The 12,536-nt window shown below is 41.0% G+C and carries 11 protein-coding genes and 2 pseudogenes; 10 read left to right on the top strand and 3 right to left on the bottom strand.

Annotation, left to right across the window (positions count from 1 at the left end; all coding sequences use genetic code 11):
- The first annotated feature begins 20 nt into the window (after positions 1 to 20).
- The 4 genes from H525_RS0109770 to H525_RS27250 all read left to right on the top strand — a co-directional run bounded on the left by H525_RS0109770 (position 21) and on the right by H525_RS27250 (position 2,724).
- The gene (locus H525_RS0109770) at positions 21 to 593 is read left to right on the top strand and encodes a hypothetical protein (protein ID WP_027416055.1); all 573 of its coding nucleotides are present in this window, start codon (positions 21 to 23) and stop codon (positions 591 to 593) included.
- 241 nt (positions 594 to 834) lie between these two features.
- A complete protein-coding gene (locus H525_RS0109765) occupies positions 835 to 2,001 on the top strand; it encodes a hypothetical protein (protein ID WP_027416054.1) in 1,167 nt (388 codons plus the stop codon).
- 61 nt (positions 2,002 to 2,062) lie between these two features.
- On the top strand, positions 2,063 to 2,539 hold the full coding sequence (locus H525_RS0109760) for a copper amine oxidase N-terminal domain-containing protein (protein ID WP_027416053.1): 477 nt from the start codon (positions 2,063 to 2,065) through the stop codon (positions 2,537 to 2,539).
- Positions 2,540 to 2,565: 26 nt separating this feature from the next.
- On the top strand, positions 2,566 to 2,724 hold the full coding sequence (locus H525_RS27250) for a hypothetical protein (RefSeq protein WP_155837220.1): 159 nt from the start codon (positions 2,566 to 2,568) through the stop codon (positions 2,722 to 2,724).
- A gap of 337 nt (positions 2,725 to 3,061) precedes the next feature.
- Here H525_RS27250 and H525_RS29465 read toward each other — a convergent pair whose 3' ends face one another.
- From H525_RS29465 to H525_RS29455, 3 genes are read right to left on the bottom strand one after another with little or no spacing between them, the layout of a single operon-like run.
- Complete coding sequence (locus H525_RS29465; RefSeq protein ID WP_027416052.1) at positions 3,062 to 3,322, bottom strand: integrase core domain-containing protein; 261 nt, start codon at positions 3,320 to 3,322, stop codon at positions 3,062 to 3,064.
- A complete protein-coding gene (locus H525_RS29460) occupies positions 3,297 to 3,641 on the bottom strand; it encodes an IS3 family transposase (RefSeq protein WP_425387676.1) in 345 nt (114 codons plus the stop codon). The genes H525_RS29465 and H525_RS29460 overlap by 26 nt, the downstream gene beginning before the upstream one ends.
- Complete coding sequence (locus H525_RS29455) at positions 3,601 to 3,894, bottom strand: transposase (protein ID WP_027416051.1); 294 nt, start codon at positions 3,892 to 3,894, stop codon at positions 3,601 to 3,603. The genes H525_RS29460 and H525_RS29455 overlap by 41 nt, the downstream gene beginning before the upstream one ends.
- Positions 3,895 to 4,131: 237 nt before the next feature.
- Between H525_RS29455 and H525_RS0109735 the strand changes: the two genes are divergently transcribed.
- The 6 genes and pseudogenes from H525_RS0109735 to H525_RS27245 form a co-directional block, all read left to right on the top strand.
- Positions 4,132 to 5,322 carry a beta-ketoacyl synthase N-terminal-like domain-containing protein gene (locus H525_RS0109735; RefSeq protein ID WP_035100574.1) on the top strand — a complete coding sequence of 397 codons (1,191 nt, stop codon included), beginning with the start codon at positions 4,132 to 4,134 and terminating at the stop codon, positions 5,320 to 5,322.
- Positions 5,323 to 5,354: 32 nt separating this feature from the next.
- The gene (locus H525_RS0109730) at positions 5,355 to 6,548 is read left to right on the top strand and encodes a sensor histidine kinase (protein ID WP_027416049.1); all 1,194 of its coding nucleotides are present in this window, start codon (positions 5,355 to 5,357) and stop codon (positions 6,546 to 6,548) included.
- Positions 6,549 to 6,588: 40 nt separating this feature from the next.
- Positions 6,589 to 6,759 (top strand): annotated as a pseudogene (locus tag H525_RS26225) (IS5/IS1182 family transposase); the annotation flags it as partial.
- 224 nt (positions 6,760 to 6,983) lie between these two features.
- On the top strand, positions 6,984 to 8,438 hold the full coding sequence (locus H525_RS0109725) for a hypothetical protein (protein ID WP_027416048.1): 1,455 nt from the start codon (positions 6,984 to 6,986) through the stop codon (positions 8,436 to 8,438).
- A gap of 51 nt (positions 8,439 to 8,489) precedes the next feature.
- Positions 8,490 to 12,044, top strand: coding sequence for a hypothetical protein (locus H525_RS0109720; RefSeq protein WP_027416047.1), 3,555 nt, complete (start codon positions 8,490 to 8,492; stop codon positions 12,042 to 12,044).
- A 423-nt stretch (positions 12,045 to 12,467) separates the two neighbouring features.
- A pseudogene (locus H525_RS27245) lies at positions 12,468 to 12,536 on the top strand (IS200/IS605 family transposase); the annotation flags it as partial.

The raw sequence follows: 12,536 nt of genomic DNA, 5'->3' as shown, positions 1-12,536 counted from the left end.
TTTGTGAGGAGGGAAATTTGTTGAAAACATTAAGGTTAATTTTTTGCATTATATTAGTTTCACTTTTTGTAGTATCTCAAATACCAATAAAAAGCTATGCGAGCGGTGGCATTCCCATCGTTGTCAGCACTCAATCTGTTGGTTCGTTGCCTAATCAGTACCCTACTTTGTATTATCCTACGACCTATGAATTTCCGATTTCTCAAAACGCACCTTACTACATTTACGGAAATCTTCAAATACAAGGTTCAAGATCTATTTCAAGTGCAACTTGGACTTTACAGGGTTGGGATGGGGCAAATTGGAATGACTTGTATACCTTTACTAATACTAGTTCCTTTATGACTCCAAATATTTGGATAGGAATTCCATCATACAAGATTAGAGCTATAGGACGTTATGTAACTAGTGGGTATCAGGGTGGAATTATTGACATTTCTGGTGTCACTTTTACATTTAGTATTTATCAATTTGGCGCCGACCAAGCAACAGCACAAACAGCTGCGGATGCAGCTATCCAAGCGCGTGACGCGGCAAATAACACCGTTACTTACGCGCAACAAGCTTCGCAAAATGCTTCGTTTCCGGTCTAAATTTAAAAATACGCTGTTAGTTTTCCTAAAATAAACAATAAAGGAAGCGTGTAAGGATTTTCTCACACCTAATAGAGTTAAAAAAGAACAAAATTAGGAAAATTAACAAGGTATTTTTAAGAAATATATTCTAATACCTAGAAAGAGAGGTTGATATATGGTAGTGATTTTACGAAATTGGAAACATGTGGTTTAGGTTTACGCAATATCGCCATTTTGTTTGTGAGGAGGTAGAACGAATATGAAAAAAATTATGTGGTCATTCCTAATCAGCTTATCCCTTCTTATTAGCGGGGTGACTTCTGCATTTGCCGGCGGAATAGCTACTTATGCTGGATATGATTCTGCATTAGATACAAATAACTATCTTGAGTCGGTATCAGCGAGAAACACAACATCCTATTGGGATTCGCCAATCACAACAGGAGCACCTTACGCTTTTTATAATCACATGACATTTGAATACTACCCCAACAGCTACGACAATTATTATGGAACTACTGCATGCTACATTCAAGGATGGGATGGAAACCAGTGGATTAACCTTATTAGCGTATATCCTGGCTTGGGGAATTCAGTAGATACGTACACTGCTTGGAGGTCAGTTACCTTTAACTTCTTTACCCCCGTTTATAAGTTTAGGTTTTTAGCCATATCTACTTCAAGCACTCCGTGTGCCTTTACCTTTACCAGACTTTCAGCTGGCGTTTACCAATTTGGCGCCGACCAAGCAACAGCACAAACAGCTGCGGATGCGGCTATCCAAGCGCGTGACGCGGCCAATAATACTGTTACTTACGCACAGCAAGCTTCGCAAAATGCTTCTAGTGCGGCAAATGCGGCCAACTCAATTATCAATAATTACCTGTCGACCGCTAACGGGGTTGTACAGGATGGGTCCGGAACTGTACTTACCGCTGCCAGAGTAGCCCAACAAAATGCAGCTAATGCATATAACGAGGCACATAACGCTAGAACCGATATTGCGAATGCTCAATCAGCTTTAAGTACCAAAATCGATTCAAGTAATTCTTCCTTGCAAAACGCAATCAACAGTAAAATCGATTCCAGTCTTTCAAGTTTACAAACCAATATAAACAATAGCATTACAAGCATTCAAAACAGCATGCCCCCTATTCTAAACAAGGTGTCTGGCTTCAATAAAGCTGAAGCAACAACGGGCACCTCTTTTAATGCATCAATTGATTATAGTAATGCGACTGAGTTCCAGTATAAGATTGATTCTGGTTCATGGAGTGCATGGACTTCTCTAGCTCAACATGATGCGAATGGTTACTTTACTGCTAATGGAATCAGCGGGCCTGGAATACACACCCTCTATGTTGCCATCAGAAATTCAGCAACCGGACCGGTAGCAAAAGGTAAAATGACGTTCTATAAAATTTAGTTACTCTCAATTTGCCCTGGACAAGTTGTTCAGGGCTATTTTTTTAGAAAGGTGGATGCTGATGAAATTACGAAAAGAGGTTGCTTTTCTACTGGGACTTTTTATGTCATGTAACCCTATAGTCGTCCAAGCAAATGCAACGGTCCCCACATCCGTCTTTACCATCGGAAAAGGAACCTATAGCGTCAATGGTATGGTTCGAAATGACGCTCCTCCTTACATCGAAAACGGCCGAGTTTACCTACCTTTGCGTTATGTTGCCTATTCCTGTGGTATTGGCGACAACAGTATTTATTGGGACCAGGAGAAGCAGACGGCCTATCTTCTAAAGTCTTCAAATTTATTAGCCGTCAAAATTGGAGAACAGTTTATCACCCTTAATGGCAAAAAAGTTCCTATGGACGCTAAAGCAACTTACAAACAAGGCAGAGTCATGCTCCCCCTTCGTGCCATTAGCGAAGCTTTGAATTGTATCGTTCAGTGGGACGGTGGAAAAAAACAGGTAGTAATAATACCAGATGCAAGCATTAAACAGTAAGAATCTTACAAAGGAGGCATTTTATAATGCGTGACAAAGGATATGTTCTTTTACGTAAAGGCGATTGGAAAGATTGTTTTTTACTGGATCGCGTTAAGGCCGAAGATCCAAATGTGCTCGCAGAAGAAGTTAGAAGGCGATATCCCGACTGTTTTGATCAAATTGAATATGAAGTTAAGTGGTAAATGAACCTGGCCTATTTTCTATGAAAGTGAGGCAAAATTTATGAATTTAACTTTTTCTCATCCATTTACTCATTTGTGTTGCTTATTATGCTGTGTCCATGCAAAAAGACTTTATTAAAGGACTAATGGTTGTATGTAATGCCCCCATTGTCAAGACACATTCTGAAAGAAAATAAGTTATGTCCTCCATTCTCTTTTAATGGGTTGGTGTTTCTATGACGGCAGCTTGACATGGAGCCTCTGCGGGCATGACTTCCCGCGATTGGGCGATGGCTAGAAAGCCACCATCGCGAGGCTGCCGAGCCTATCTGCCCGCCACTCCATGTAAAGCCGCCTACTATGCTGCCTGTTTGGCAGACTCGCTGTACATGTTGTTGGGTGTTTTATAGTCTAAAGCTTGATGTGGGCGGTCGGCATTGTAAAACTCAATATACTTGGAGATCCCTTTTCGCAATTCTCGTGGACTCTCAAATTCATTGAGATATATACACTCATACTTTAAAGCCCTAAAGAATCGTTCTGTTCGACTGTTGTCCGTCGCTCGTCCTTTACCATCCATTGAAATCTGGACATCATGTTCCGTCAACAGAAATACCATGAATCCCCATGAGCCTCATGAGTCGGCGCACTCGTTTACGATTCACATTGAAACCCTTCTCCCGTAGTTTTGCGGTCATTCGCCAATAGCCAAAGAAGGGCATGTCTGTGTAAATGGCGTCAATGGCATGCATGATTTGAATGTTTTCTTCCCTTTCCTGGTGCGCTTGAACTTCGCGATAAAGACTTGTTCTGTTTACATTGAGTAGTTCAGCTTGGCGCTTCACACTGATCTTAGGATGATCGAGTTCAGCCATGGCTTTTCGCTCTTCGACTGACTTATTTAAGGCCAGATTTATTTTTGAGCCAGTCGATTTCAATGGTTAATTGACCGACTAGCTTCTCTAGATGTTCTTGTTTTGACTCGTATTCCTTGCGTATTTTTTCAGCCTCATTTGAACCTTTTTCAAACACCAAAGAGGCTCGTTCCAAGAACTCAGCCTTCCACCGGCTGATCATGACAGGATTTAACTCATATTTGGCTGCAATTTCATTGAGTGTATGCTCTTCACGCATAACCTCAAGAACAACTTTTGTTTTAAATTCTGGGGTATATCGATTTCGCTTTTCCATAGTTGTATTATAACTTATTTATCACGCTCCCGCGTCTCACTCTATGGGAGCATTGTATTGTACCTATCGGTGTGTGATTACTTATCTATGAATAATTCAGGTCAAATTATCGATAAATAGCCTTATTCACTTGCTTTGTTAGTGAAAAAAAAGGATATATTTACTACTATATAGAATTTTTTGATTAGCATTTCCTGGTTCTAATATTTTGATTTAAATTCCGAAGGAGGAAGAATTATGAAAGGGAAGAAAATCGTTATTACAGGCTATGGAATTAAAGTACCGGGTGGATATAATGTAGATCATTTTTCAGATACTCTTCTAACAGGAACAAGTGCTCTAGACCTTTTTGTAGGAGAAGGAACGGAAGGGAAAAATATCGCATTCGGGGTTGTATATGATAGATTAGAGGAAATAAAGGATAAAAAATATAGAAGATACCCGAGGATAAGTCTTCTGGCCATGTCAGCCGCGAAAGAGGCGATACAAATGGCAGGACATAGAGAATTGGATAGATATAGAACAGGGATTTTCCTAGGAACCGCATTAGGAGGTACTTTGGGATATGATAAGGTTGTAGTTCTTGCGAATCAGAATAATTTTAAAGATATTCCCGTAAGTGGATGTGGTATCGTCCATTATCATAGTTTAGCTTCTTCGATAGCAGAGTTACTCGGGATAAATGGGGTTACGAGAACCGTGGCTACAGGGTGCGCAGCGAGTATCGATGCCATCCAGGATGCTATGATGTATTTGAGTGCTGGCGAGTTAGACGTTTGCATAGTGGGAGGGGCCGATGCGCCTATTTCTAAAACAGTGATATATGCCTTCGGAAAAATAAGATGTTTATCACAAGACAAGGAATTGCATATGATGGGCGTTCCATTTTCAAAGAAGAGTGGAGGATTTGTCATTGCTGAAGGAGCAAGCGTATTAGTGCTTGAGAGAGAATCCAGCGCTCTAAAAAGGGACGCTAAGATTTTCGGTGTCATTAATGAGGTCAGTACATCAAACGATGGACAAGGAATATTTTTTTCAGACAGTGAAGGGAAACATTTGCTTCACGATATGGAACAAGTTACTAAAAATAGAAGGCCTACCTATGTCAATAGCCAGGCATTAGGAATGGTGGAGAACGATAGAATCGAGGCTACCAACCATATGAAGTTGTTTGGTAAAGATATTCCAATCACTTCTATAAAAAGTATAACCGGTCATACGTTTGGAGCTAGTGCGGGAGCACAAATTATTTCTTCTCTTATTGGAATGGAACGTAATTTCATTCCAGGTACGGTGAATGCTGTTGGAGATGACTATCCAGAATTGCCTATTGTATATGATACCATCCAAACTGGGGTTGATAGTTTTGTTGTTACTTCTCATGGATATGGTGGGAATAATGCCTCTATTTTTATTTCCAAATACTAATTCTGAAAAATTTATATTTAATGAGGAATAAAATGATTAAAGTATATAAATGCAAGGAAAAATTGTTGTGTTTAATTATCGAGAAAATTCCGGCTATGATAGAAGCGCATCTTCAGGATATGTTAGAGAAGATAGAAAATTTCCATGAGGTAATTGAAGATATCGAGACCTATAGAACTTCTCTATATTCGGTATATACTACTGTTGCAGGAATATTATTTAAGGAGAATGACGAATACGTAAAGGCGTTACGGCAAATAGAAAAAACAGGTTATAAAGTAGGGGTGTACTATGGAGAAGTGAGAGAAATGAGCAGAGAAACATTCCTTGAACTAACATATAGCATCCGGATACACTCTTTTGAGCACGTGTGCTATTTAATTAATTGCCATCTCTCCCATCCAGAGGAGCGTTCCTTTCTTATCTCTAGATTTTTTGAAATTCTAAATGCGAGATTCAACAGTTGTGTTAACGGCTTCCTTTTTACAAAAGATAAACTAATCAATCATTTACATAATCAAAAACTATCAATTATGGGGCAAATGGCAGCGGGAATGGCGCATGAAATCAGGAATCCGCTTTGCAGTATTAAAGGTTTTCAACAGTTAATGAAGAAGATAGTTCTTGATAAGACGGCAAACACAAATGATTTTTTGAATTATATCGATATTTGCAGTAGTGAAATTACTAAAGTAGAGAACCTGGTATCTGATTTCCTTTTATTAGCACGTAAAGGGGACAGTAAAAAAAACAGATGGGAAAAAGTCAATATTAATGAAGTTTTTCAAAAAGTGTTTGATCTATCCAAATACTTTGCATTGGAGAAGAACGTTAATCTTCATTTATCCCTACCACTGACTACTCTTTTTACCTACGGGATATCTTCATATATCGAACAGATAATGCTTAACATTATCAAAAACAGTATCTCTGCGCTAGATCTGGGAGGAATCTTACTTATTAATATGCATCCTTCGATAGATAACAAAGAGGCTGTTTTAACTTTTGTTGATAATGGAATAGGAATTCCGGAAAGCCAGATAAATAGAATTTTTGATCCTTTTTTTACAACTAAAGAAGAAGGAACAGGGTTAGGGTTATGTATATGTAAGAGGCTAGTTGAGGAAATGAAGGGAAGCATTATTATACAGTCAAAAGTAAACGAAGGAACAACTGTCGAGATTCGCTTGCCCTTAGCTACTCCACAAAATACGCTGTCTGACTAAAAAGTGAAATGTCTGTAAATGCTGTAGGTCTTCTTATCGGTTTAAAGAAAAATCGAGAGAACGATATAAAATTGAAGCTAAAAACAGCGAGTTAAAGCACAAACACGGGTATGATGTGGCATCATCTTCGGGTCTAATTGGCATGGAGTTACAAGGAGCGATGGCTATATTCACCGTAAATTTAAAAAGGATATTGAAACTAATGGATTAAAAACGAGATAATACAGCGATACAATTGGTAAAAAAAGACGACTCTAGATTCAAACTGAATTTGAGTCGTCTTTTTTGGTGAGTCTATTTTATTACTGAGAAAAAACGTCAGTTTTTCAGTGGCCTCCTAAAATAGAGGTCTTTTTTTTATGGAGATCGACATATACATGTAATCGTCCAATTATTGTAAGCCAATTGGATAAATGAAAAGGAGGGATTGTAAGAATGACACAATTTAGCAACCTGAATCAGTTCGACATGGTTTACGCTCTCACGCAAGAGACCGTGAACAAACAATTTGAATTATTATCAGTGTTCGGAGTATTGCCGACTACCTGGCACGTCAGTATTAAGAAGGGATTGTATGGTGTTGATTCAGAACTGGGAACGCCAACCGTAGGCTTCAATACAGGTGACAGTTCCAGCAGAAGGGTAAACATGTATATACCCATTACGAAAGGAACGCTGACCTATTCCACCATTTTGGGCATAGACGACAACGGAAAAGTGTTGGTTAAAACAGACACACACGATATTACCAACGCCAAACTTACATTTAAGGTAAATGTGAGTATAGCGGAAATCGCCGCAACATATAAGGATTCCAAATTAATTCCGAAAACCGTAAAGGAACAGCTGACAAACTTTGATGACAGCATGTTCAGCATTCAGCATCTGTTCCTGAATTTCGAAGATGCTAACCTGCTTGATAGCTTTGAATTGGATACAAGTGGCGTATCTGCCGGAGTGCCGGGCACGGACGACCCGGAATTCATCAATAATGTAAAAGCATTGTTCAAAGCGTTTATTGAACCGCTGAAAGGAAGCGATAATCCTTACGTGCTCGGGTATTCAGCTGTAGACAGAAAGGTTGAAAGTTCTGATGCGACGTGGAAGCCTACGGGTGTGACGTATTCGGTTTATTCCGATGCCGCCCATTTGAATCGGAGCAGCATCAATTACCTGCTGGTCACCGACGGAAAAAATGTGCCGGGAAGTGGAGCGGGTCTTTTTAATCACAACTGGGTGTTTGCAGATAATGTACAGGGGACGTTTGTCTTTTCGCAGGAACTTGTGATGAAAAATATACTGGACGCGATAGCGAAACAGATGAACATTCATTACGACAAATTTGAGCGGGATGGAACGCTTATCCGATATCAGGTTACGATTCCAAATGACATTGGCGGTAATACGACTTGTTCGGTGGTTCCAAAAGTAACAACCAATCAAATCATCGCTAATTTTGTCGCGACGTACAAAAAAGATGTGCATGATAAGGCGGGTTCGTATATAGGCTACATAGACGGAGACATCAGATGGACCACTGCATTTAGGTACGATGTTGATTCTGCAAAGGGAACGATCTCGGTGAATGTTTCCAGTACTGATCAAGCAAGAACGGAAAACGAACACAAAAACGCTTTGGGAGAGTTCGAAGATGTGCTGGCGGATTTTGCCGATGCCTTTATCAGTGTGTTTACTTTTGGTCAGGTAAATGATGTCTTTAACAATATGGTGAAAGAGGATTGGTCTTTAAGCATCAGTACCAGTCTATCTGCCGATATTCAGGGCCTTAAAACGAGAATTATCCTTCCGGGAGGCTCAGAGATTATGTTTAAAGATGTGCGTTTCTACGAGGAAGGTTCCATGCTGCTTAGCACTACGGTTAGAAATTAATTCGGAACGGAAATTGAAAATATATGTTTTTATCTGGTGAGGAGGAGTTAAATGAGCAATGCTAAATATACGATTCAGTCAAAATTAATGAATTCTTATGATTCGGGTAAACCGGTTAACTTTGAAAAAGACATGGCAGCGGCACAGGATGAACAGGGGCAGGTCATGTTTTTCAGCATCGGTACGGATGATTGTATCTATTATTTTTCTAAAGCGAACGCAAGCGCAACGGGTTGGGAATCGGTGAATATCAGTGACGGAATGGTTGCACGTTCCAAGGCAGTACTGCTTGCCACGGCACAGGATGAACAGGGGAAACCGATTTTAGCTGCTGTTTTCCAATCCGGCGTGTCTCCCAATGATTATGAAGTGTATTTTACGAAAGACTTCAGCCCCGGTGCAAAAGAGAATCGCTGGGTGTTTCGCGGGAAGCAGAGCGGTGTGGAAATCACTAATATCACAACCGGGTATGGTAAAAATGGGCAGGTGATGATTGTCATCACGACACAGGCAGGGGTGAAGACAGCGAACTATTTAATCAATCCAAACATAAACGACAGCACATGGCTGTGGCGTGAGGTTCCCGCACCGATGAACAGCGCGAGAGTGCTTCACACGGCTGTCGGCCATCATGCGAAATTGCAAAAGGTTGCCGGAATTGACGCGCTGTTATATGAGCTATACCAGATTAACGACACGGAAACGGCTTTAGTGGTCACCTCGCTTCCGGACTTCCATTTTTATAATCACCAGATTCCGCTCGACTTTAATCCCACCACATTTGGCCTTGTCGATAATAAAAATGGAAACTCCGAATTAATTGTCGGTGACAGTACCCTATATTATCTGGATACGGCGGTTCAACTAAGTAAAGACGCCGATCAGGTAAAGAACGGTAAAGTGCAGATAAATGCGACCCCTCTTCCGCATCCGGTGAACATGATTCAGCCAGGTATAATGGCTGATAACCGGTTAGAGTGCTGGTTCCTTTCGCAAGACGGTTATTTGTATCGGTCGCTTAATCAAAGCGGCAGCACTTCCTGGGTCGAGCCACTCGCCTTCCAGGCTAATGTAGGAAAAATAGCCACTCACCGTAATACGGAAAACAATCTGAATGATATCTTCACCGCTGATCTCGACAACAACCTTCTCCATTACCATCAAGACCTTCAGACGACAAGATGGCTCTCCCATTCAATTACTGTGAAATCGCTCGATTCTCTTCTTTCGGTTAATGCTTACCACACCCAGATCAGGATTACTGATGAGTATGGCTATCCGGTTGCCGGTTCCAAAATGAAACTTACCTCATCCGAATTGACTCAAGTTACGATTAACAATAAAACGTATTATGTCGACCAAAAGCAGGATGCAATTGAAATGGAAACCGACACACTCGGCAATGTAACGATCATTCATCAAGTAACATCGCTTGCCTCGCCGACATTTACCGTCGAAGGAGAAGCGTTTCCACAACCGGTACCCATCAATCCGCTGACCGACATTCAGAATAAGCTGTCAACCATGTCAGAAGACGACTTTATCAATGCCCGTTTGCAAACGGATGATGCTACTATAACGAAACCATTATTTCAGGGCAGATCCAAAGACGATCTAAAAGGCGCCCATCAATCCATTCAGCAGTTGATCTCAATGGGGAATCAGTTGCCGAGTAAAAACAATCAGAACTCTGGCACGCCTCAGACAAACACCACACCACTTGCCACAAAATTCAGCATTGATTTTAACGGGAAAACCCCTGCTTATACAGAGCATGCAGACAGTTCAATTCTTATGTCGGCAAGCCAACCCGATTTTTCGTTTTCCAGCGCGTTTGATGGGATTACCTACTTCTTCGGCGACATTTGGAATTCCATTAAAAAAGGGTTTATCGAGGTTACCGGCTTTATCATTGAAAAAGTGTCAGAAGGCATCCGGATTGTGATCAACGGAATCAAGGAAGCATTCCATGTTGTTATTTCGTTCGCCGAACAAGTGTGGGATGTCGTAGAGTTTATTATTCAAAAAATCGGCGTTGTTTTCGAAGACATCGTCCAGTGGCTTGGATTCATTTTCAACTGGAAAGACATTTTACGCAGCCACAATGTAATGAAAACCGTAATTTCTCATTCGCTTGATTACAGTATCAGTAAGCTTGAATCAGGCAAAGAGTTTGTTCATAATGTGATTGGCAGCATTAAAGAAAAAGTGTTAGGAAAAGACGTGAAAGCCCAGCTTGGTGCGGCCGGTTCACAAAAGCTAGTAACGGATAAGGCATCCGGTTTCTCCCTTGATAAACCGGAAGTAAGCTGGGTATTTTCCCATGTGACCAGCGGTTCTGTTTTTGACAACCATACGAGTGTATCGTCATATGGCGGAGCGGCCACTCTTGACAATTCCCTGCTAGGCGGCCTGGAATCCCTTAAAGAGGCGGCCATTCATCTGGGAGAAGAAATCTACAATGACATGAATAACATGTCAGCCGGTGAATTCATCTCGAAAATCGTTGCCGTTTTGGAAGAGATGGCTTTGGATGCTGCCGAGAAATTGGCGAATGGCTTGATCGATCTGGCTAAGTCAATTGTCGGCGGAATGAAGGGTATTCTCACAATGAGATGGAATATCCCCATTCTAACCCCGCTCTACGAAAATGTGATCGCGCCAGGCAGTACATTAAGTCTGTTGGATTTACTCTGCTTATTGACTTCGATTCCGGCAACCGTCGCTTATAAAATAGCCACGAACAGAGTACCTTTTAGTGAACAAACGGCCGATGCCATTACGTCTACAGCGAATTATGATGAGTTGATTCAAGCTCTGTCCCGACATGAGTCGAAACCATTTAGAGCCATGTCTTTGCTACATGCTACGGCCGCAGCTGAAGCCGACCTGCCGGGCGAACAAAAGGATACCAATCAGGAAGAAGATATGCCCAGTGTTGCACGCGGTTTTAGCTATTTCTTCGGTTTTACAGGTACGATTGGCTCGCTCGTTTATAGTGCAGCCAACGGGTTCATGGTTGCCACCGATAGTGTAAAAGTAAACCGGATGCTCGGCTTTGGTATTGTCAAATTTGTCAGCGGATTGGTTTCCAATATCTCAAATCTAATAACGATGGCGATTTCTCTCGGTTATGAGAAAAAATACGTTGCCCGTTATTCATTTGAAATGGCTGTTACTGTGTATCAATTTGCTTTCTCGATCAAAGACGGGCTCGTTATGTGGAATCAAATTCAAAGATTTAGAGGCGTAAGCCCGGATGATATTTTAGATGCAAACAACATTCTCAGTGATATGATGGATACCGTCTATGACCTGGGGGAAACCGTACTCGGATTTATTAACGCCGGGTTGTTTATTGCTTTGATTATTTGGGAAGGTGTTGACGGAACGTATAATAGAGTAAGCAATGTGCTGAAAATCCCGCAAAATTTAGGAATTGCTGCTACGCAAATCATGTCTGTGTTCAGCCACGTATCCGAAGACCCCCGATTCAAAGTAATCTATGGGGCGATTCTGGGCGTCATCGGTGTCGGTGCGGGATTGATTACCGGAACCCGGGTTGTTATGAATATCGTGGATGAAGAAGCACACATGAATATTTAGCGATTTTTTCGATGTAGCTTTACAGAAATCCCCACAATGGCAGTGTTGCTGTTGTGGGGATAGCTCATTTGTCAAACTTCAGTTAGTTACTATCATATTCAATTATACTTGTCCTCATTGTTGTAAGGGTTATACTGTTCACAAGATAACTTCCCCTGTTTTTTCAGCCGCGCTATAATTTTCGACAAATCGACTTCGCTAAACTTCTGCATCGATTCATAATCATAAATCTTTTTTATGAATTAGCCGAGAACACTCGTGACTTCCGTCATGAGATGAATCGGCTTCGGACAAGGCGTATCTTTTGACACATCAATTGTCCGACATATGTTGACTTGTCTATTAACAAAAAAACACTGATTTTTAGCGATAATAATTTAAAAAATATTTGACATATGTTATCCTGTGATTGAGGTGGATAACATGGCAGAAGTCAAACATGGTAGAGGATATGTGTACTCTATCCAATACCATATTGTATGGTGTGTGAAA

Origin of the sequence: Aneurinibacillus terranovensis DSM 18919, from assembly GCF_000430625.1 — a bacterium.
Taxonomy (GTDB): domain Bacteria; phylum Bacillota; class Bacilli; order Aneurinibacillales; family Aneurinibacillaceae; genus Aneurinibacillus_B; species Aneurinibacillus_B terranovensis.
Note: the sequence above shows the minus strand (reverse complement) of the source record. Positions and strands in the feature narration are given on the sequence as shown.

Excerpts from the sequence above, each read along its gene's own strand:
- H525_RS0109725 (WP_027416048.1), top strand. The coding sequence starts at position 6,984 with ATGACACAATTTAGCAACCTGAATCAGTTCGACATGGTTTACGCTCTC.
- H525_RS0109765 (WP_027416054.1), top strand. The coding sequence starts at position 835 with ATGAAAAAAATTATGTGGTCATTCCTAATCAGCTTATCCCTTCTTATT.
- H525_RS0109735 (WP_035100574.1), top strand. The coding sequence starts at position 4,132 with ATGAAAGGGAAGAAAATCGTTATTACAGGCTATGGAATTAAAGTACCG.
- H525_RS29465 (WP_027416052.1), bottom strand. The coding sequence starts at position 3,322 with ATGGTATTTCTGTTGACGGAACATGATGTCCAGATTTCAATGGATGGT.
- H525_RS0109730 (WP_027416049.1), top strand. The coding sequence starts at position 5,355 with ATGATTAAAGTATATAAATGCAAGGAAAAATTGTTGTGTTTAATTATC.
- H525_RS0109720 (WP_027416047.1), top strand. The coding sequence starts at position 8,490 with ATGAGCAATGCTAAATATACGATTCAGTCAAAATTAATGAATTCTTAT.
- H525_RS27250 (WP_155837220.1), top strand. The coding sequence starts at position 2,566 with ATGCGTGACAAAGGATATGTTCTTTTACGTAAAGGCGATTGGAAAGAT.
- H525_RS29455 (WP_027416051.1), bottom strand. The coding sequence starts at position 3,894 with ATGGAAAAGCGAAATCGATATACCCCAGAATTTAAAACAAAAGTTGTT.
- H525_RS0109760 (WP_027416053.1), top strand. The coding sequence starts at position 2,063 with ATGAAATTACGAAAAGAGGTTGCTTTTCTACTGGGACTTTTTATGTCA.